19 protein-coding genes are annotated in these 20,444 nt (G+C 60.9%); 6 read left to right on the forward strand and 13 right to left on the reverse strand.

Annotated elements, in window-relative coordinates:
• Window positions 1–4 precede the first annotated feature (4 nt).
• The 3 genes from NPS29_RS22205 to NPS29_RS22215 all read left to right on the forward strand — a co-directional run bounded on the left by NPS29_RS22205 (window position 5) and on the right by NPS29_RS22215 (window position 2,193).
• Complete coding sequence (locus NPS29_RS22205) at window positions 5–412, forward strand: MbcA/ParS/Xre antitoxin family protein (RefSeq protein ID WP_274135124.1); 408 nt, start codon at window positions 5–7, stop codon at window positions 410–412.
• A complete protein-coding gene (locus NPS29_RS22210; RefSeq protein ID WP_274135125.1) occupies window positions 412–1,092 on the forward strand; it encodes an RES family NAD+ phosphorylase in 681 nt (226 codons plus the stop codon). Before NPS29_RS22205 ends, NPS29_RS22210 begins: the two co-directional genes overlap by 1 nt.
• 168 nt (window positions 1,093–1,260) lie before the next feature.
• Window positions 1,261–2,193, forward strand: a complete 933-nt coding sequence (locus tag NPS29_RS22215; protein ID WP_274135126.1) for a glutathione S-transferase family protein — start codon at window positions 1,261–1,263, stop codon at window positions 2,191–2,193.
• Window positions 2,194–2,217: 24 nt separating this feature from the next.
• Here the strand turns inward: NPS29_RS22215 and NPS29_RS22220 are convergent, their stop codons facing one another.
• From NPS29_RS22220 to NPS29_RS22235, 4 genes are all read right to left on the reverse strand, one after another.
• Window positions 2,218–3,135, reverse strand: coding sequence for a hypothetical protein (locus NPS29_RS22220; RefSeq protein ID WP_274135127.1), 918 nt, complete (start codon window positions 3,133–3,135; stop codon window positions 2,218–2,220).
• A 499-nt stretch (window positions 3,136–3,634) separates the two neighbouring features.
• Window positions 3,635–3,985 carry a glutaredoxin family protein gene (locus tag NPS29_RS22225; RefSeq protein ID WP_274135128.1) on the reverse strand — a complete coding sequence of 117 codons (351 nt, stop codon included), beginning with the start codon at window positions 3,983–3,985 and terminating at the stop codon, window positions 3,635–3,637.
• A gap of 5 nt (window positions 3,986–3,990) precedes the next feature.
• Window positions 3,991–4,992, reverse strand: a complete 1,002-nt coding sequence (yejK, locus tag NPS29_RS22230) for a nucleoid-associated protein YejK (RefSeq protein WP_274135129.1) — start codon at window positions 4,990–4,992, stop codon at window positions 3,991–3,993.
• A gap of 127 nt (window positions 4,993–5,119) precedes the next feature.
• Window positions 5,120–6,154, reverse strand: coding sequence for a hypothetical protein (locus NPS29_RS22235; RefSeq protein WP_274135130.1), 1,035 nt, complete (start codon window positions 6,152–6,154; stop codon window positions 5,120–5,122).
• A gap of 387 nt (window positions 6,155–6,541) precedes the next feature.
• Here NPS29_RS22235 and NPS29_RS22240 point away from each other — a divergent pair, with 387 nt between their 5' ends.
• Entirely contained in the window at window positions 6,542–6,823 is a 282-nt protein-coding gene (locus NPS29_RS22240; RefSeq protein WP_274135131.1) for an HU family DNA-binding protein, read from the forward strand.
• A gap of 200 nt (window positions 6,824–7,023) precedes the next feature.
• Here the strand turns inward: NPS29_RS22240 and rlmF are convergent, their stop codons facing one another.
• From rlmF to NPS29_RS22265, 5 genes are all read right to left on the reverse strand, one after another.
• A complete protein-coding gene (rlmF, locus tag NPS29_RS22245) occupies window positions 7,024–8,046 on the reverse strand; it encodes a 23S rRNA (adenine(1618)-N(6))-methyltransferase RlmF (RefSeq protein WP_274135132.1) in 1,023 nt (340 codons plus the stop codon).
• A 172-nt stretch (window positions 8,047–8,218) separates the two neighbouring features.
• Window positions 8,219–11,065, reverse strand: coding sequence for a valine--tRNA ligase (locus NPS29_RS22250; RefSeq protein WP_274135133.1), 2,847 nt, complete (start codon window positions 11,063–11,065; stop codon window positions 8,219–8,221).
• A 418-nt stretch (window positions 11,066–11,483) separates the two neighbouring features.
• Window positions 11,484–11,930 carry a DNA polymerase III subunit chi gene (locus tag NPS29_RS22255; RefSeq protein ID WP_274135134.1) on the reverse strand — a complete coding sequence of 149 codons (447 nt, stop codon included), beginning with the start codon at window positions 11,928–11,930 and terminating at the stop codon, window positions 11,484–11,486.
• A 7-nt stretch (window positions 11,931–11,937) separates the two neighbouring features.
• Window positions 11,938–12,366 (reverse strand): DNA polymerase III subunit chi, encoded by a 429-nt coding sequence (locus NPS29_RS22260; protein ID WP_274135135.1) that lies wholly within the window; start codon window positions 12,364–12,366, stop codon window positions 11,938–11,940.
• Between the two features lie 58 nt (window positions 12,367–12,424).
• Complete coding sequence (locus tag NPS29_RS22265) at window positions 12,425–13,915, reverse strand: leucyl aminopeptidase (RefSeq protein ID WP_274135136.1); 1,491 nt, start codon at window positions 13,913–13,915, stop codon at window positions 12,425–12,427.
• A 340-nt stretch (window positions 13,916–14,255) separates the two neighbouring features.
• Between NPS29_RS22265 and lptF the strand changes: the two genes are divergently transcribed.
• Entirely contained in the window at window positions 14,256–15,374 is a 1,119-nt protein-coding gene (lptF, locus tag NPS29_RS22270; protein ID WP_274135137.1) for an LPS export ABC transporter permease LptF, read from the forward strand.
• The gene (lptG, locus tag NPS29_RS22275) at window positions 15,367–16,428 is read left to right on the forward strand and encodes an LPS export ABC transporter permease LptG (RefSeq protein ID WP_274135138.1); all 1,062 of its coding nucleotides are present in this window, start codon (window positions 15,367–15,369) and stop codon (window positions 16,426–16,428) included. Before lptF ends, lptG begins: the two co-directional genes overlap by 8 nt.
• Window positions 16,429–16,658: 230 nt before the next feature.
• On the opposite strand, the gene NPS29_RS22280 is transcribed toward lptG, so the two are convergent.
• The 4 genes from NPS29_RS22280 to NPS29_RS22295 all read right to left on the reverse strand — a co-directional run bounded on the left by NPS29_RS22280 (window position 16,659) and on the right by NPS29_RS22295 (window position 20,420).
• Complete coding sequence (locus NPS29_RS22280; RefSeq protein WP_274135139.1) at window positions 16,659–17,147, reverse strand: RDD family protein; 489 nt, start codon at window positions 17,145–17,147, stop codon at window positions 16,659–16,661.
• A gap of 98 nt (window positions 17,148–17,245) precedes the next feature.
• Complete coding sequence (locus NPS29_RS22285) at window positions 17,246–17,458, reverse strand: cold-shock protein (RefSeq protein WP_007934683.1); 213 nt, start codon at window positions 17,456–17,458, stop codon at window positions 17,246–17,248.
• 393 nt (window positions 17,459–17,851) lie between these two features.
• On the reverse strand, window positions 17,852–18,973 hold the full coding sequence (gene gcvT / locus NPS29_RS22290; RefSeq protein WP_274135140.1) for a glycine cleavage system aminomethyltransferase GcvT: 1,122 nt from the start codon (window positions 18,971–18,973) through the stop codon (window positions 17,852–17,854).
• 70 nt (window positions 18,974–19,043) lie between these two features.
• The gene (locus NPS29_RS22295) at window positions 19,044–20,420 is read right to left on the reverse strand and encodes an L-serine ammonia-lyase (RefSeq protein WP_274135141.1); all 1,377 of its coding nucleotides are present in this window, start codon (window positions 20,418–20,420) and stop codon (window positions 19,044–19,046) included.
• Between the last annotated feature and the right edge of the window lie 24 nt (window positions 20,421–20,444).

Here is a 20,444-nt window from a genome sequence, read left to right on the forward strand (position 1 = left end):
ATTCATGACGGCCTTGGCGATCACTCGCGACGACAGCGTTGGCGTTGACACACCCGAAGCCGGACGCGTGGCGCTGACGTTTTTCTTCAACCTCATGGCGCATTGGGGCTGCTCGGTCGATGAGCAACGGACGCTGCTGGGCGCCGTGAGCAACACCACCTTCTACAAATACAGACGCGCGCCTGACATCCGTCTGCCCCACGACACGCTTGAACGTATTTCCTATCTGATGGGTATTCACAAGGCGCTGAGCATCATTTTCAGCAACCAGTTGGAGCGCGCTTACGAGTGGGTCGCCAAACCCAACGCGGCGGCGCCGTTCAACGGTCAGTCTGCCTTGCAATACATGCTGGCCGGGCGGGTGGTGGACATCGCAGACGTGCGTCGATACCTGGATGGAGTGCGCGGCTGATGAAGCAACCGCACACCGTGATACCGGCGTGGGAGGCTGCGTTCCGGATGATCAACAGCGCCTTTCCTCCGATCACGCTGTTCGAGGATGTGCTGAACCCTGCCGACCTCGAAATGGCTTACGCCCTGGAAGCGATGACCAATGATCGTCTGCTGGACCAGTGCGGCTCTCTGCGCAGGGTCGCAGTCGAGGATCGTGTCTCGGGCCCGGGATCGACCCCTGTGATGGCGGCGTTCACTCACATTGGCAAGGCGAGCCGCTTTACCGACGGGACTTACGGCATCTATTACGCGGCGAACAGCCAGGCGGCTGCCATCGCAGAAACGCGCTTTCACCAGCAACGCTTCCTGGCAGCCACCAACGAGCCGGACATCGAGCTGACATTGCGAACTTACGTCAATCAGGTCGTCAAGCCTGTCCACGACGTACGCGCAGATTACCCCGAACTGCATGAGCCTGATCCTGCTCGCTACGGCGTCCCGCAAGCCTTCGCCAAAGCGCTGCGAGATGAGGGATCGTGGGGGCTGCTCTACCGCAGTGTACGCCTGGAAGGGCATGAGTGTGTCGCGGCGTTTCGACCCCCAGCGGTCTCGGTCCCGGTTCAGGGCAAGCATGTTCGGTATGCCTGGGATGGGAAAAGCCAGACGATCTCCCACGTATTCGAAATCAGCTTGCTTTAAGCCCCGTACGAAAAAACGATGTTTCTACCGTCTCTGAACTTGGCCTGTTCGTCACTTGTGGTTATCGCTGGCAACGCTCAACTTGGACCGCTGTCTGAGTACCGTGGCCGGGGAGCGATGTAAGTTCGTCATTCCCGGATTCAATGCATTCGCCCCCGAGGTCGAAACATGAGTGAGCTGATCCTGCATCACTATCCAACGTCGCTGTTCTCCGAGAAGGCGCGCCTGATGCTGGGCTTCAAGGGCCTGTCGTGGCGTTCGGTCATCATCCCGTCAATCATGCCCAAACCCGATGTCACCGCCCTCACCGGTGGCTATCGCAAGACGCCGGTACTGCAAGTAGGCGCGGACATCTATTGCGACACGGCGTTGATTGCCCGCCGTCTTGAAGCCGAGAAAACCTCGCCCACCTTCTACCCCGAAGGCCAGGAGTTCACCTCGGCGAGCCTGGCCAACTGGGCTGATTCGGTGCTGTTCCTGCACGCCGTCAGCCTGGTATTCCAGCCCGCTTCGTTGGCCGTGCGCTTCGCCAAGGTGCCGCCGGAAGCGGTGAAGGCGTTCGTGGCTGATCGCGCGACCCTGTTCGATGGTGGCAATGCGACCCGTGTGCCGCTGGAATTGGCCCAGCACCAATGGCCGACGCTGATGAGCCGTCTTGAAACCCAACTGGAGCGCAACGGCGATTTCCTGTTGGGCGTGCCATCCATTGCCGACTTCTCGGTGGCCCACACCCTGTGGTTCCTGAAGCAGACGCCCGTCACCGCGCCGCTGGTGGACGATTACCCGGCCGTGCTGGCCTGGTATCAGCGCGTGCTGGGTTTTGGCCATGGCGCGGCCAGCGAACTGAGTTCGGCCGATGCAGTGGAGATCGCGCGCAAGGCCGAGCCTACAGCTTTACCGGAAGAAGCCTTCGTTGACCCTAACGGTTTCGAAGTAGGGCAGCAGGTGAGTGTGTCAGCGGTGGATTACGGGGTTGATGCAGTGCAAGGCGCATTGGTATTCACCGGGCGCGAAGAAATCATTCTGCGCCGCGAGGATGAGCGCGCGGGTATCGTGCATGCACATTTCCCGCGCTATGGGTTTCAGATAAAGACCGCTTGAGCGGAGCCTCCGATCAGGTTGTTTCTATTGCGGGACAACCTGATCGCCGGCGACGTAGCTGAATCGCTGGCCGGGCGTGACGGTAAAATTGATCCTCAGGATCGGGACGTTGTAGCCCGCTTTATTCATCTTATCCTGAAAGTGCTGGGCGGCGATCAGGCCGCCTGCCTTGTTGACGTCGTAAAAGAAGGCGGCGATGTATTTGGGCATTTGCGAACCGTCGCCGTAGTTCGTCAACAGCAGTTCGTTCCAGATGTTCCTGAATTGGGGGAAATCGTCCCGCGAGGCAATCATGTTGTTCCAGCCATGTTGGCTGTCGACATTCCAGGAACATTGTCGGGGGCGTTGATACCCCACGCTTGCGAAATGGTTGTCCCATTGTGTGGCTGTAAGGATACCAAGTGGTTCGCAAGAGCCCCATGCATATTGAGAGTTGTCATCGTCAGGGAGCGGTTCCGAGACTTTCTCATTATTTCTCCCTCTGTAACCACAGCCTCGATGTCCGTTGGCGGTGGACGTGCCTGCGTCGTAGGGGTAAAGGCAGATCCATCCTGACTCCAGTCCTGGCAGGTTGTGGGAAATCGCGTCGATGCGATTGCGAAGAATAAAGCCTGCGGGATGGTAAAGTTGAGTCTGGCTGACATCTTTCCTCATCCAAGAGTACGACGAGGCCCCAATTGCAATGGCGGTCGGGCTGTACATCCAGGGATTGAAGTTACCGTCATCAACCGCTCTTACCAGCACGCCACTGCAGTAATAGTGGCCGCGTGGTTTGTTGCTTCCGTATTCTCGGCAATTGGTGGTGGTTTCATTGTAGTTGTTGAGTACTTCGGCCAGAACGACGGCAGGTTTTTGCAGTTGTGCGTAGGGCGTCACTGTTTGTGGTGATGAGCAAGCGACCAGCAGCAAAAATAGCGGGGCGAGGTACCGGGCTGCCTTCATGGCGGTTATCTCCATTAGCGGGTGCATCTCGCTTCATATAGGAGAAGACGCCTCACTTTGTCAAAGTCCGGATGCTGCCTGTCAGAGAACGAATAGTAGTTGGAGTTTTAGTGGAAGGTGTTGTAACTCGCCGAATGCATTGGCAATTGTCTGCATTAGATCAAGACTCATATAGCGAATCGAAATTGAGTTTATCGCGAAACAATATTGATTCCGATAAGCACAAGTTGTGCGCCTGCCGTAAATCGCCATTATCACTATCGCGAAATCGTCTAACGAAGTTAGGTTTTAGGTTAGGCTGAGTTAGATTGCGGCAGTTTATGACGTGCTCAAATCCATTGGCTCGGGATTGCACAAAGGCCTCAGATAAAGATGGCGGCTACGGGCAAGCGCGTTTTTATCCTGCGCCTGAGCTTCTCCTCACCCCCCGCCCAACGCTTCCAGTTCCAGCAAACCGATCAGGCAGCGGGCCAGTATCCTTGACCGCCAAACAGATCCGCTACTTCAACGCCGCCAGTATCTCTTCCGGAGAAAACCCTCTGATCAACGTGCCATTCACGTCGATCAAAGGGATTCCGCGACCACCCAGCGCCTCGTACGCCTTCCGGCCTTCCTTGGACTTCTCGATGTCGTACTCGGTGTAGGGAATGCCCTTGCTGTCGAGGAAGCGTCGGGTCTGTTTGCAGTAGCCGCACCAGTCGGTGGCGTACAGGGTGACCTTGGCATTGCTCTGGACCTGCGCCGACACGGTAGGGTCGGGGTGGACGAAGTTTTCGATCTTGCCCCAGTTCTGGTAGACCACGACCACCAGCAGGATCAGCACGAACTTCTTGAGGGTGCGCACGAGCATCGAAGTCAGCGCCTCTTGAGCTGGTCGGTGAGCTGGGTCGGCAGGCCCTTGATGATGAGGGTGCCTTTTTCTTCGTCGTATTCGATCTTGTCGCCCAGCAAATGCGCTTCGAAGCTGATCGACAGGCCTTCGGCGCGCCCGGTGAAGCGGCGGAACTGGTTGAGGGTGCGCTTATCCGCGGGGATTTCCGGCGACAGGCCGTAGTCCTTGTTGCGAATGTGTTCGTAGAAGGCGCGGGGGCGGTCTTCGTCGATCAGGCCGGAGAGTTCTTCCAGCGCGATGGGCTCGCCCATCTTGCTCTGGCTGCTGGCGTAATCGACCAGGGCCTTGGTTTTCTCGCGGGTCGATTCTTCAGGCAGGTCTTCGCTCTCGACGAAGTCGCTGAACGCCTTGAGCAAAGTGCGGGTTTCGCCGGGGCCGTCGACACCTTCCTGGCAGCCAATGAAGTCGCGGAAATATTCCGATACCTTTTTTCCGTTCTTGCCCTTGATGAACGAGATGTACTGCTTGGAGGCCTTGTTGTTCTGCCACTCGGAGATGTTGATCCGCGCGGCCAGGTGCAATTGGCCCAGGTCCAGATGCCGGGACGGGGTGACGTCCAGCGACTCGTTCACTGCCACGCCTTCGCTGTGGTGCAGCAGGGCGATGGCCAGGTACTCGGTCATGCCTTGCTGATAGTGAGCGAACAGCACGTGGCCGCCGACCGACAGGTTCGATTCTTCCATCAGCTTTTGCAGGTGCTCGACGGCCACTCGGCTGAAGGCGGTGAAGTCCTTGCCGTCGTCCAGGTATTCCTTCAGCCAGCCGCTGAACGGGTGCGCGCCCGATTCCGGGTGGAACAGGCCCCAGGCCTTGCCCTGCTTGGCGTTGTAGTTCTCGTTGAGGTCGGCCAGCATGTTCTCGATGGCCTGGGACTCGGCGAGTTCGGAGTCTCGAGCGTGGAGGACTGCGGGCGTACCGTCGGGTTTCTTTTCGATCAGGTGGACAATGCAGTGACGGATCGGCATGGGGCTTCTCGGTGCGTCGAAGAGGGGCAGGGGCCATCGGGCCGCCTTGCGCAAAGACACCCAGTGTAACGCAACTGCGTCGATGGATGATCGCGCCCAGGCTGCGCCGATGGCCCTGCCCCACTGCTTATTGCACCACTGCCTGATCGGCCACTACGTAGGAGAAGCGGTTGGCGGCGGCTGCGGTGAAGTCCAGCCGCAGGATGGGGACGTTGTAGCCGGCCGCATTCATTTTCTTCTGGAAGTTCCTGGCCGCGGCGAGCCCACCGGCTCTCTTGACATCGTAGAAGAAGGCCGAGATGTACTGCGGCATGCTGTTGCCATTGTTGTAGTTGCTGAGCAGCAGTTCATTCCACAGCGTTCTCCGGTTTGGGTAGGTCGAGTGTGCGCTGATCGACGCCCGCCAGCCGACCGGATCTTCGACATTCCATGAGCACTGCTTACTCGTCACCTGGCCCTGCTTGTTGAAGTCGGCGTTCCATTGCGCCGCGGTCTGCACCCCGATCCCTTCGCAGGAGCCGTAAGCGTACTTGGCGTTGTTGTTGCCCTGCAGGTCGGTCAATGCCCGAGGCTTGAGACCACAACCTTTCATGCCATTGCCGGGGCTGGTGGAAGAGTCGAACGGATAGATGCAGATAAAGCCCGTTTCCAGGCCTGGCAGGTTGCGGCTCATGGCGTCCGTGCGGTTGCGCAGAATGAAACCGGCCGGGTGGTAGATCTGCGTGATGCCAGTGTCGCTGCGTAGCCATGCATAGGAGGTCGCGCCGATCTGTACGGCGGTTGGGCTATAGGACCAGGGTGCAAAGTTGCCGTCGTCCACCGTGCGCACTAATACGCCGCTGCAATAATAGAGGCCGCGCGCCACCGCCGAGCCTGCCTGGGTACAGTTGTTGGCGGTCTTGGTGTAATTCTTGTTCACGTCTGCCAGTACCGTTGCCGGCTTCTGCAACTGAGTCTTGGACGGCTCTGGTTTGGCCGGAGCTGGCGCCGGCGCCGGGGGCCTGGCAAGGCCGGGTAAGGGTATGAAGATCTGCGAAAGCAGAAGCGGGGCATGGTCGGGCAGCGACTCTTCGGGTAGGCCAGCGATAGCGGGGCTGGTGAAAGCGAAGGTCAGCACCAGCGCCGATGCACCGGCGAGGGGGAGAAACCAGTCCTTGGTCATGATATGAGCTCTCCGGGGTTGGGGGGGACGCCTCTGCATTTAAGGCCCAACGTCGGATCATCGTCTACTGTCACAAATGACAGTGCTCATCTGGGGCGTACAGGCCAGGCGCGTAACGGACACGGGGTGGCGCGAGCCGTTTTGGGCCTGTAATCCGGGACTTTTGTCTATTTTTGAACCATAGCTGCGATAAACCTGACCAAATGGCTAGTCAGGTGCGGATATTTGTCCGTCTCTGTGCTAGTTTTGCCCGGTCTTGCGCACCGAAGCGCGCCAAGCATGCAGTTTGTGGGCGTTCGGCCGAACCAAAGGCCGATTTCAGCATCTACATTTCGCGTCTGTACACACTCTGCAAACCATATGAATTGATAGGGAAGGAACACCACCATGGCTCTGACTAAAGACCAATTGATCGCCGATATCGCAGAAGCTATCGACGCGCCTAAAACCACCGCGCGCAATGCTCTGGACCAATTGGGCCAAATCGTCGCTGACCAACTGGAAAACGGTAGTGAAATCACTCTGCCAGGCATCGGCAAGCTGAAAATCACCGAGCGTCCAGCTCGCACTGGCCGTAACCCATCGACTGGCGCTGCGATCGAAATCGCTGCCAAGAAAGTCGTCAAGTTCGTTCCAGCCAAAGTGCTGACCGACGCAGTCAACAAGTAAGCGAACACGCGACTTGTTGAGAAACCGTGTGGCGGAGTGATCCGGACACGGTTTTTTTGTGCCTGTAGTTTCTGGGTCGCAGGGCTTCTGTGGGAGCGAGCTTGCTCGCGAAGGCGGAAGTCAGGGCGAAGATGTGTATTGACTGTACAGGCCTCTTCGCGAGCAAGCTCGCTCCCACAGAACAGCCATCGGCTAGCGGGTTATCGGTTCCCCCAGCGCTCTGCGCGCCACGCTGCCTGCTGCGCCGGGTCATGAAAGGTCCAGGCGACGAAGCGGCTTTGCTTCTGGCCCTGTGACATCTCCACCACTTGGCTTTCCAGTGCCCCGGCTTTCTTCAGTGCGCTCTGGATCAAGGGCAGGTTGGACGCCTTGGAGACCAGTGTGCTGAACCACAGCACCTGATGAGGTATCTGCGCACTCTCGCTGATCAGTTGCGTCACGAACCGCGCCTCGCCACCTTCGCACCACAATTCCGCCGCCTGGCCGCCGAAATTCAGCACCGGCAGCTTGCGCTTGGGATCGGCCTTGCCCAGCGCCCGCCATTTGCGCTGGCTGCCACGCAGGGCTTCGTCGGCCGAGGCGTGGAAGGGCGGGTTGCACAGGCTGATGTCAAAGCGCTCCTCAGGCTGCAACAGCCCGCCGAGGATGAGCTTGCGGTTGTCTTGCTGGCGCAGGCTGATCGCCTTGCCCAGGTTGTTGGCCTTGACGATGGTGGTGGCCGAGGCGAGGGCGGTCTTGTCAATGTCCGAGCCCAGGAAGTGCCAGCCGTAGTCGCTGTGCCCGATCAGCGGGTAGATGCAGTTGGCGCCGGTGCCGATATCCAGCGCCTTGATGGCGGCGCCACGGGGGATCACGCCGTCGTTGCGCTCAGCCAGCACGTCGGCGAGAAAATGCACGTAGTCGGCGCGGCCAGGCACCGGTGGGCACAGGTAGTCGGCCGGGATGTCCCAGTGGGCGATGCCGTAGAACGATTTCAGCAAGGCCCGGTTGAATACCCGTACGGCGGCAGGGTTGGCGAAGTCGATGCTTTCCTTGCCGTAGGGGTTGGTGATCACGAACTGGCCCAGTTCCGGGCAGCCTTTGATGAGCTTGGGGAAGTCGTAGTGGCCCTGATGACGATTGCGCGGGTGCAGGCTGGCCTTTTCCCGTGGGGCGGCGGGCTTGGCTGCTGTGGCCGGCTTGGGCTTTTTGCGCGGGGGTTTTGGCTGCTCGGGTTTGGTCATGGCGATTGTTGTTCCGGTTAAAACACAAAACCCTGTAGGAGTGAGCTTGCTCGCGATAGCAGTCTGTCTGTGACGAATGTGTCGCCTGACACACTGCTATCGCGAGCAAGCTCACTCCTACAGGGCTTGTGTGAGCCAGCCAGCCCCGTGACGAGGCTGGCTGATTCGGTTGTTACAAACTGGCGATCCGCGCGTGCTGCTCGGCCAGCTTGCCCAGTGCCTGTTCGGCTTCGGTCAGCTTGGCGCGTTCCTTGGCGATGACTTCAGGCGGCGCCTTGTCGACGAAGGATGCGTTGGACAGCTTGCCGCCCACACGTTGCACTTCGCCTTGCAGGCGCTGGATTTCCTTGTCCAGACGCGCAAGTTCGGCGCCCTTGTCGATCAGGCCGGCCATCGGCACCAGCACTTCCATCTCGCCCACCAGCGCGGTCGCGGACAGCGGCGCTTCGGCGCCTGCAGCCAGCACGGTGAACGATTCGAGCTTGGCCAGCTTTTTCAGCAGGTGCTCGTTTTCGTTCAGGCGACGCTGGTCTTCGGCACTGGCGTTCTTGAGGAACAGTTGCAGCGGCTTGCCCGGGCCGATGTTCATTTCGCCACGAATGTTGCGCACGCCCAGCATCAGGCCCTTGAGCCATTCGATGTCGCCTTCGGCAGCCGCGTCGATGCGCTCCTCGTTGGCCACAGGCCAGGGTTGCAGCATGATGGTCTTGCCTTCGGCACCTGCCAGCGGCGCCAGGCGCTGCCAGATTTCTTCGGTGATGAACGGCATGAACGGATGCGCCAGGCGCAGCGCCACTTCCAGCACGCGAACCAGGGTACGGCGGGTGCCGCGCTGACGTTCGATCGGCGCGTTCTCGTCCCACAGCACCGGCTTGGAGAGCTCCAGGTACCAGTCGCAGTACTGGTTCCAGATGAACTCGTACAGCGCTTGGGCGGCGAGGTCGAAACGGAACTGATCCAGTTGGCGGGTCACTTCGGCTTCGGTGCGTTGCAGCTGCGAGATGATCCAGCGATCCGGCAGCGACAGCTCGAAGGCCTCGCCGTTCTGGCCGCAGTCTTCGCCCTTGTCCAGCACGTAGCGCGCAGCGTTCCAGATCTTGTTGCAGAAGTTGCGATAGCCTTCGACGCGGCCCATGTCGAACTTGATGTCGCGACCGGTGGACGCCAGCGAGCAGAAGGTGAAGCGCAGGGCGTCGGTGCCGTAGCTGGCGATGCCGTCGGCGAACTCGGTGCGAGTCTGCTTCTCGATCTTCTTGGCCAGTTGCGGCTGCATCATGCCGCTGGTGCGTTTCTGCACCAGGGCTTCGAGCTCGATACCGTCGACGATGTCCAGCGGATCCAGGACGTTGCCCTTGGACTTGGACATCTTCTGGCCCTGCCCGTCGCGAACCAGGCCGTGCACGTAGACGGTCTTGAACGGGATCTGCGGGGTGCCGTCTTCATTCTTCACCAAATGCATGGTGAGCATGATCATCCGGGCGACCCAGAAGAAAATGATGTCGAAACCGGTCACCAGCACGTCGGTCGGGTGGAAGGTTTTCAGGAATTCGGTCTGCTCGGGCCAGCCCAGGGTGGAGAAGGTCCACAGGCCGGAACTGAACCAGGTATCCAGAACGTCGTTGTCCTGCTGCAGCGCAACGTCCGGGCCGAGGTTGTGCTTGGCACGCACTTCGGCTTCGTCGCGGCCGACGTAGACCTTGCCCGACTCGTCGTACCAGGCCGGAATGCGGTGGCCCCACCAGAGTTGGCGGCTGATGCACCAGTCCTGGATGTCGCGCATCCAGGAGAAGTACATGTTTTCGTATTGTTTCGGGACGAAAGCGATACGGCCATCTTCGACGGCAGCGATCGCAGGCTCGGCCAGCGGCTTGGTGGAGACGTACCACTGGTCGGTCAGCCACGGCTCGATGATGGTGCCGGAACGGTCGCCTTTCGGCACTTTCAGGGCGTGGTCGTCGACGCTGACCAAGAGGCCTGCGGCGTCGAAGGCTGCGACGATCTGCTTGCGCGCTTCGAAGCGGTCCAGACCTGCGTATTGCGCAGGCAGGGTGCCGTCGATGGATTCGTTCAGCGTGCCGTCGAGGTTGAATACCTGGGCGGCAGGCAGCACGTTGGCGTTCTTGTCGAAGATGTTCAGCAACGGCAGGTTGTGGCGCTTGCCGACTTCGTAGTCGTTGAAATCGTGGGCCGGGGTGATCTTCACGCAGCCGGTGCCGAATTCAGGGTCGCAGTAGTCGTCAGCGATGATCGGAATGCGACGGCCTACCAGCGGCAGCTCGACGAACTTGCCGATCAGGGCCTTGTAGCGCTCATCGTTCGGGTTCACGGCAACGGCGGCGTCACCGAGCATGGTTTCCGGACGGGTGGTGGCGACGATCAGGTAGTCCTGGCCTTCAGCGGTTTTCGCGCCGTCTGCCAGCGGGTAGCGCAGGTTCCACAGGCTGCCTTTCTCGTCGTGGTTTTCCACTTCGAGGTCGGAAATGGCCGTGTGCAGCTTGGTGTCCCAGTTGACCAGGCGCTTGCCGCGATAGATCAGGCCATCTTCGTGCAGGCGCACGAACGCTTCTTTGACAGCCTCGGACAGGCCGTCGTCCATGGTGAAGCGCTCACGGCTCCAGTCCACCGACGAGCCCAGGCGGCGGATCTGACGGCTGATGTTGCCACCGGACTGATCCTTCCACTCCCAGACTTTTTCGAGGAATTTCTCGCGACCCAGATCATGACGGTTCTGGCCTTGTGCTTCGAGCTGACGCTCGACCAGCATCTGGGTGGCGATACCGGCGTGGTCGGTACCCGGCTGCCACAGGGTGTTGCGACCCTGCATGCGGCGGAAACGGATCAGGGCGTCCATGATCGCGTTGTTGAAACCGTGGCCCATGTGCAGGCTGCCGGTGACGTTCGGCGGCGGAATCATGATGGTGTACGAGTCGCCCGCGCCTTGCGGAGCGAAATAATTCTCGGACTCCCAGGTCTGGTACCAGGAAGTTTCGATGGCGTGCGGCTGGTAGGTCTTGTCCATGCGCGGCGGGAACCTGATCTGCTTTGAGTCGGAAAAGCCGGGAAGTATAGCTTTTCACGGCAGCTGCAAGCTACAAGCGAGAAGATTCAAGCGTCTGAGTGGCATGTGTCGGACTTGTAGGAGCGCGCTTGCCCGCGACGGCGGTCTGCCTGCCGATCCATCCGGCGCCTGACATACCGCAATCGCGGGCAAGCGCGCTCCTACGGATTGCAGGTTGCCGACGTACCCATGAGCCCCATGATCCGTAGCAGCCGGGCTTGCCCGCGGGTCGATCTTGAGGACGCCCCCGCCGGCAAGCCGTGCTGCTACGGATTGCAGGTTGCCGACGTACGCATGAGCCCCACGATCCGTAGCAGTCCGGCTTGCCGGCGTCGGCAATTTCGAGGGCGCCGTCGCGGGCAAGCGCGCTCCTACAGGTTCAATTGTTGTACTGCGAGAGCAACCGCTCCATCCGTGCGTCGAGGCGGCGTTTGATTTCGTTTTCGATGTGCGGGGCGAAGTCGTCGATCACGTCTTGCATGATCAACTGCGCGGCGGCGCGCAGTTCGCTGTCCAGGTGCAGCAGGTCATCCGGGTTCGGACCGGTCGCTTGCGCAGCAGGGTCTGGCGAGGCCTGAGGCGCAGGCGGCGCAGCGACAGGCTCCGGGGCCGCTGGCGGCTCGGCTACAAGCGTCGGGATGTCTGCGTCATCCGCCGCAATCACCTGGCCGCTGACCACGTCGAACAGCAGCGGGATCTGGCCTTCGCTGTTCAGCGTGTCGGTCAGCAGTGGCGGTTGCATGGATTCGTCGCCGAGCAACTGGCGGATCGACTCGAGGTCGTCCAGCAGGTGGGCGGGATCTTTAAGGGGTTTTGAATTATCCATTGTGTGCTCAAAGACGCTGCAGTCGGTGATCTTGCAGAGGATAGCCCTGTTCGCGGTAGAAGCGGAAACTCTCCCGCGCGGCCAGCCGGATGGACGGCTCCTCCACGACGATCTCGGCGATGCGAGCGAAGCGTTTGAAAAAATCGGGGATACGCAGGTCCAGATTGACCAGCAGATCCTGATGGGTGCCCGGATCGGTGCCGATGCCCAGCGCCACGGGGGCGTCCTGGTCATCCTCGATGGCGCCGTGGGGCACGAAGGTTTCGCCCTTGAAACGCCACAGGCGGGCGTCCAGCTCTTCACGTTGGGCTGCGTCGCTGCAATGCAGGTAGACCCGGTGCCCAAGGCGCCAGGCCTTGTCGGTGAGCTTGCAGGCGAAGTCCAGGCGCGCGAGTGGATCGGCGCTGGGCAGGATGTAGAAATCGACTTGGGTCATGATTCTTCCAGAGCATGCGCCAACGCCCCGCAGGGCGTCGGCACATTGTGCAGCGGGGTCAGACGCCGGCGCGGTCGATCAGGTACTGGGTCAGCAGCGGAACCGGACGGCCAGTGGCGCCCTTGTCCTTGCCGCCGCTCAGCCATGCGGTACCGGCGATGTCCAGGTGCGCCCACTCGTAGGCCTTGGTGAAGCGCGAGAGGAAGCAGGCCGCCGTGATGGTGCCGCCTTTCGGGCCGCCGATGTTGGCGATGTCGGCGAACGGGCTGTCCAGTTGCTCCTGGTATTCGTCGAACAGCGGCAGTTGCCAGGCGCGGTCGTCAGCGCGCTTGCCCGCTTCGAGCACCTGGTTGATCAGCGCGTCGCTGTTGCCCAGCAGGCCCGAAGTATGGCCGCCCAGGGCAACCACGCAGGCGCCGGTCAGGGTCGCGATGTCGATCACCGCCTGTGGCTTGAAGCGTTCGGCGTAGGTCAGGGCGTCACACAGCACCAGACGACCTTCTGCGTCGGTGTTGAGGATTTCGACGGTCTGGCCGCTCATGGTCTTGACGATGTCGCCCGGGCGAGTCGCGTTGCCGCTCGGCATGTTCTCAGCCGCAGCGATGATGCACACCAGGTTGATCGGCAGTTGCAGTTGCAGCACGGCATTCAGGGTGCCGAACACGCTGGCGGCGCCGCACATGTCGAATTTCATTTCGTCCATGCCTGCGCCCGGCTTGAGGCTGATGCCGCCGGTGTCGAAGGTGATGCCCTTGCCGACCAGCACGAAAGGCTTGTCGCTCTTCTTGCCGTTGGAGTATTGCATCACGATCAGGCGCGGCGGCTGGGCGCTGCCCTGGCCAACGGCGAGGAAGGAGCCCATGCCCAGTTCTTCGATTTTCTTCTCGTCGAACACTTCGACTTTCAGGCCCTTGGTGGCCTTGCCCAGTGCCTTGGCCTGTTCGCCCAGGTAGGTCGGGTGGCAGATGTTTGGCGGCATGTTGCCCAGATCGCGGGTCACGGCCATGCCGGCAGCGATGGCTTGCGCGTGCTTGGCGGCGCGCTCGACGTCAGCGACGTTGGCCTTGGCGGTCAGCAGGGTGACTTTCTTCAGGGCGCGCGGGTCGGCTTTCTGGCTCTTGTAACGATCGAACACGTATTCGCCATCGGCCAGGGTTTCCACCAGCAGGCGGTTCTTGCCGTAGATGTCGCGGTTCTTGACGCTCAGTTGATCCAGCACGAATGCCGCGTCGGTGCCACCCAGGCTTTTCAGGGTGTTCAGCGCGCCACTGACGATCTTGCGGAACTGGCGGTCGCTCAGCTCGGCATCCTTGCCAGTGCCGACCAGCAGCACGCGCTCGGCCTTGAGGTTTGGCAGGCTGTGCAGCAACAGGCTCTGGCCGACCTTGCCGGCCAGGTCGCCGCGCTTGAGCACCGCGCTGATCGCGCCGCCGCTCAGGGTGTCGACGCTTTGTGCAGCTTCGCTCAACGCGCGGCCTTCGCCGACGGCGACCACCAGGGTGGCGGTTTTCAAGGTTTCTGCACTGACGCTCTTAACAACCAATTCCATGTCGGGGTCCCCGAATAAACTGTGGGTTACGCAAAATGAGTTCGCGGCTGGCGCGGCCAGAGATGTCTCGCTTCGCCACGCCAGCGGCATGGCCCGCAGTTTGACCCCGGCCAAGGTGTGATGACAACCCCGCAAAGCGCAGGTCTGGCACGCCAGTGCTACGTCTTGTGTGGCGGGCTTGTCGATACAGTTGCAAGAAGTATCCGGCGCACGCAGTGACAGACACACCCAATCACAGGATAATGCCGCATATTTTTTCGGTGGTTCTCCGTCGCGAGCATCATGGCTGATCCATTTCCTTGTCAGGCTGTCTTAGCCTGACAACCCTGGAGTGTCTGGTTTGATTGTCTTCCGTTACCTGTCCCGAGAAGTGCTGGTTACCTTGAGCGCTGTCAGCGCCGTGCTGCTGGTAATCATCATGAGTGGCCGTTTCATCAAGTACCTGGCCCAGGCTGCGTCCGGTGCGCTCGATCCGGGCGTGCTGTTTCTGATCATGGGCTTTCGTCTGCCGGGCTTCCTGCAACTGATCCTGCCGCTGGGCCTGTTCCTGGGCATCCTGCTGGCCTACGGGCGCCTGTACCTGGAAAGCGAAATGACGGTCCTCGCCGCCACCGGCATGAGCCAGCAGCGCCTGTTGTGGATGACCCTGGCGCCTGCCGCGCTGGTTTCGCTGCTGGTCGCCTGGCTGAGCTTCAGCCTGGCCCCGCAAGGCGCGACCCAGTTCCAGCTGCTGATCAACAAGCAGGATGCGATGACCGAGTTCGACACCCTGGTGCCGGGCCGTTTCCAGCTGCTGCGCGACGGCAGCCGTGTGACCTACACCGAAACCATGACCGACGACCGGATCAACCTGGGCGGCGTGTTCATCTCCGAGAAGAAGCTCGACGAGAAGAAGGACCACGGCATCACCGTGCTGGTGGGCGAGAAGGGGCGCCAGGAGATCAAGCCTGACGGCAACCGCTACCTGATTCTGGAAAACGGCTATCGCTACGACGGCAACCCCGGTCAGGCCGACTACCGCGTGATCAAGTACGACACCTACGGTGCGCTGCTGCCCAAGCCTGAAATCAGCGATGAGATCACCGACCGCGACGCGATCCCGACCAGCGAGCTGCTGACCGGAGAAGACACAGCCCGCAACAAGGCCGAGCTGCAATGGCGGGTTTCCCTGCCGATCCTGGTGTTCATCGTGACGCTGATGGCGGTGCCGCTGGCCCGCGTCAACCCGCGTCAGGGCCGCTTCCTCAAGCTGCTGCCGGCGATCCTGCTGTACATGGCCTACCTGACGATCCTGATTGCCGCTCGCGGTGCGCTGGAGAAGGGCAAGATCCCGATGGTGCTGGGCTTGTGGTGGGTGCACGCGATATTCCTGTCCATCGGGCTGGGACTTTTGTACTGGGAGCCTCTGCGCCTGAAAATGGCCAGCCGCCGCGCAGCGTCGGAGGTGGCTCATGGTTAAGCTCGATCGCTACATTGGCAAAAGCGTGTTCATGGCGATTCTCGCCGTACTAGGCATCATCCTCGGTCTGGCCTCGCTGTTCGCCTTCATCGACGAGATGGCCGACATCAGCGACACCTATACCTTCTGGGATGCGGGCAGCTTCGTGGTCATGACCGCGCCGCGTCGCCTCTATGACATGCTGCCGATGGCCGCGCTGATCGGCTGCCTGATCGGCCTAGGCACCCTGGCCAGCAGCAGCGAACTGACCATCATGCGCGCCGCTGGCGTGTCGATTGGCCGGATCGTCTGGGCGGTCATGAAGCCGATGCTGGTGCTGATGGTGGCCGGTCTTCTGATCGGTGAGTACGTGGCCCCGGTCACCGAGGCGCAGGCCCAGGCCGCGCGTTCGCTGGCCCAGGGCACTGGCGATGCACAGAGCGCCAAGCGCGGCCTGTGGCACCGTCAGGGCGAGGAATTCATCCACATCAACACCGTGCAACCCAATGGTTTGCTCTACGGTGTGACGCGCTACCACTTCGATGACCAGCGTCACATGCTGACGTCCAGCTTCGCCAAACAGGCCAACTTCAAGAAGGACTATTGGGAGCTGAAGGACGTCACCACGACCGTCTTCCACGAAGGCCGTACCGAAGTTGTTACGGCCCCTGAAGAGCGCTGGGACATTGCCCTGAGCCCACAATTGCTGAGCACGGTGGTGCTGCCGCCCGAGTCGCTGTCGATGACAGGGCTGTACGGCTACGCGAATTATCTGGCCGACCAGGGCCTGAACAACGGCCGTTACTGGCTGGCGTTCTACACCAAGATCTTGCAACCGCTGGTGACCGTGGCGCTGGTGTTAATGGCGATCTCGTTCATCTTCGGTCCGCTGCGTTCGGTGACTCTGGGCCAGCGTGTCTTCACCGGCGTGCTGGTGGGCTTCACCTTCCGCATCGCCCAGGACCTGCTGGGCCCGTCGAGCCTGGTGTTCGGCTTCTCGCCGCTGTTCGCGGTGCTGGTGCCGGCCGGGATCTGTGCGCTGGCGGGCTTGTGGTTGTTGCGTCGGGCGGGTTGATCGCTTCTGCGTAACGGGAAAAGCCGACCTCTGGGTCGGCTTTTTTGTGCCTGAATGATGCCCGCGAGGTCGATCTTGAGGACGCTCCCGCCGGCAAGCCGTGCTGCTACGGTTTCAAGGTGATCGCCGCACTTGTGAACACCCATTGCTTTCGTAGCAGCCGGGCTTGCCCGCGGGTCGATCTTGAGGACGCCCCCGCCGGCAAGCCGTGCTGCTACGGGTGGTGTTGGCTATTTCTTCTGCTTCGGAATACGCACCAACTGTGTCTCGGAATACATGTCGTGCCAGCTGCGTTTCTGCTTGTCGAGCAGGCTCCAGAAGAACCCCAGGCCCACGCAGAGCCATGAGGCGATCGCCGCCACGAAGCGCAGCAGCGCCTGCCACAGGCTGATCCCGGTGCCATCGGCGTTCTGCACGCGGATGCCCCAGACTTGCATGCCCAGCGTCTGCCCGGCGTGGGTCCAGAATTTGGCGAAGAAGGCGAACAGCGCAAAAAACAGCAGGGTGGACAGCAGTGGGTCGCCATCCAGTGCGCCGGACTCGGACATCTGCCGCAACTTCGCCTCGCCGACGAAGCCCATCCAGATCAGTTTGTAGATGAACGTGGTGACCATCAGCAGCGCCACGCACAGCAGCGCGTCATAGAAAATCGCCGCCAGGCGCCTGCCCAGCCCTGCGGGAGGAAAGTCGCCTTGAGGACGCAACAGGTGTCTGGACATGGGCAGCGCTCGTTCACCGGGATGGGTGCAGTGTACGAAATCGCAGGCATAAAAAAGCCCCTGATGTCGCCATCAGGGGCTTTTTGTGCGTTGGGCGATCAGCCTTCAGCTTGTACTTCGTCAGCCTGCATGCCTTTCTGGCCCTGCACAGCAACGAAGGTCACTTTCTGGCCTTCTTTCAGGCTCTTGAAGCCGTTGCCCTGAATAGCGCGGAAGTGGACGAACAGATCCGGACCGCTCTCTGGAGTGATAAAACCAAAACCTTTCTCGTCGTTAAACCACTTAACGGTACCGCTCTGACGTTGAGACATTTTCTTATTCCTTGGAGCATAAATTAATGACAGCCCCTTTCACACGAAAGAGTACTGGGCTGGTTGCAGGAAGAAGAAACGTAGAGCGGGATGTAGCATTGCTTTTGGCGCTACTGCCCAGGTCACGATCCCAGCGACCTATGCAAACACAGTTGAGAAACTCTACGCTAACTCCCGCAGAAAAAACAAGCCCCGGATAAGCCCGGATTCAGGGGCTTTCGGCCACTTTTTGAAAACTTTAACCACGGCGGGGTGATCGATAGTTTTTACTGTTAAAGCGGGTAATCAAGTGCAGTTTTCTGACAATTTCATTGCTGTTTTGAACGGCGTCACGTTGCAGCACCGCAACAGTCAAATGCACTGTTGCGGTGCCTTGTTTTTTGACGTCAGCCCTCAGCCGCGGAAGTAACGTGGCGAAACAAAAGGCATTTTGCTCACTTTCATCGGGACTTTCTTGCCGCGCACGATGGCCCACAGCGGGGTGTCGAGTGCTGTGAACGCAGCGTCCACATAGCCCATCGCCACGGGTGCGCCCAAGGTCGGCCCGAAGCCGCCGCTGCACACGGTACCCACTGGCTTGTCATCGGCATCGACAATTTGCGCGCCCTCGCGAACGGGCGTGCGCTCTTGCGGCAACAGGCCGACACGCTTGCTGGCTGCACCGCTTTGGTGCTGGGCAAACACTTGCTCGGCGCCCGGGAAGCCACCGGCGCGAGCGCCATCGGCACGGCGCACCTTGGAAATCGCCCACAACAGGCTGGCCTGGATTGGCGTGGTCTCGGTGTTCATGTCGTGGCCGTAAAGGCACAGGCCTGCTTCCAGACGCAGTGAATCGCGAGCGCCAAGGCCGATGGCGGCCACTTCCGGCTCGGCCAGCAGGCGACGGGCGAGGGATTCGGCCTGGTCAGCCGGCACCGAAATTTCATAGCCGTCTTCGCCGGTGTAGCCCGAGCGGCTGATGTAGCAGTCGATGCCGTCAATCGGCATTGAGGTGTACTGCATGAAGGTCATTTTCGCGACCTCAGGGGCCAGGCGAGCCAGCGCGGTCACGGCCTGCGGGCCTTGCAGGGCGAGCAGGGCGCGCTCTTCGAACAGCGGAGTGATCTCGCACTGATTGCCGATGTGCTTGCGCAGGTGAGCCAGGTCCTGCTCCTTGCACGCGGCGTTGACCACCAGCATCAGTTGGTCGTTACCCAGATTGGCGACCATCAGGTCGTCGAGGATGCCGCCGGCTTCATTGGTGAACATGGCGTAACGCTGCATGCCGACGGGCAGGTCGATGATGTCCACCGGGACCAGGGTTTCCAGCGCCTGGGCGGCATTCGCGCCGCTGAGCAGGATCTGCCCCATGTGCGACACGTCGAACAGGCCGGCCTGTTCGCGGGTGTGCAGGTGTTCTTTCATGACGCCAGCCGGGTACTGCACCGGCATGTCGTAGCCTGCGAATTCGACCATCTTCGCGCCCAGTTCACGGTGCAGGGCGTTGAGCGGGGTTTTCAACAGATCTTGGGACATCGATGACTCCTTGAATGCATGTCCGTGTCGGCAGCCCGGTGGCGCCGAACACGATAAGAGGGGGCTGGGATCAGCACTCGATAATGTTCACGGCCAGCCCGCCACGGGCTGTTTCCTTGTATTTGCTTTTCATGTCGGCGCCGGTCTGGCGCATGGTGCGGATGACTTTGTCCAGCGACACGAAATGTTGGCCATCGCCGCGCAAGGCCATGCGCACTGCGTTGATGGCTTTGACCGAACCCATGGCATTGCGCTCGATGCAGGGCACCTGCACCAGACCGCCGATGGGGTCGCAGGTCAGGCCAAGATTGTGCTCCATGCCGATTTCGGCGGCGTTCTCGACCTGCTGCACGTTGCCGCCCAGCACTTCGCACAGCGCGCCAGCCGCCATGGAACAGGCCACGCCGACTTCACCCTGGCAGCCGACTTCGGCGCCTGAGATCGAGGCGTTTTCCTTGTAGAGAATGCCAATGGCCGCCGCCGTCAGCAGGAAGCGCACCACGCCATCTTCGTTGGCGCCGGTGATGAAGCGCATGTAGTAATGCAGCACCGCCGGGATGATTCCCGCTGCGCCGTTGGTGGGCGCTGTGACCACGCGCCCGCCGTTGGCGTTTTCCTCGTTAACGGCCAGGGCATACAGATTGACCCAGTCCAGCACCGACAGCGCATCGCGCAGGGCTGCTTCCGGGTTCTTGCACAGCTGACGATGCAGCGCAGCCGCCCGACGCTTGACCTTCAGCCCGCCCGGCAGGATGCCCTCGTTGCGGCAACCGGCTTCGACGCAATCCTGCATGACCTGCCAGATCTTCAGCAGGCCTGCGCGAGTTTCCGCTTCCGGCCGCCACGCCCCTTCGTTGGCCAGCATCACCTGGCTGATCGACAACCCGGTGCTTGCGCAGTGGGCCATCAATTCCTTGCCGGTCTTGAACGGGTAGGGCAGCACGGTGCTGTCCTCGACGATCCGGTCGGCACCGGCGGCGTCTTCATCCACCACGAATCCGCCGCCGACCGAGTAGTACTCGCGGCTGCGAATCTGTAGGCCAGCGCTATCGAAGGCACGGAAGATCATGCCGTTGGGGTGGTAGGCCAAAGGCTTGCGGATCATCAGCAGGTGCTGCTTTTCGATGAATTCGATGCTGTGCTCGCCCAGCAGATTGATACGCCCGCTGCCACGAATGAGTTGCAGGCGTTCGCTGACGTACTCGGTATCGACGGTATCCGGGTGCTCGCCTTCCAGGCCCAGCAACACGGCCTTGTCGCTGCCATGGCCTTTGCCGGTGGCACCGAGGGAGCCATAGAGCTCGACCTTCACAGAGGCGGTCGCGGTCAGGAGGTCGTCACGGCGCAGGCCTTCGACGAAGCGTGCAGCGGCGCGCATCGGGCCCACGGTATGGGAGCTTGAGGGGCCGATGCCGATCTTGAACAGGTCAAACACGCTCAGGGACATGGTCAGGCTCCGGTCATTATTATG

Origin of the sequence: Pseudomonas putida, assembly GCF_028682175.1 — a bacterium.
Lineage (GTDB): Bacteria > Pseudomonadota > Gammaproteobacteria > Pseudomonadales > Pseudomonadaceae > Aquipseudomonas > Aquipseudomonas putida_AD.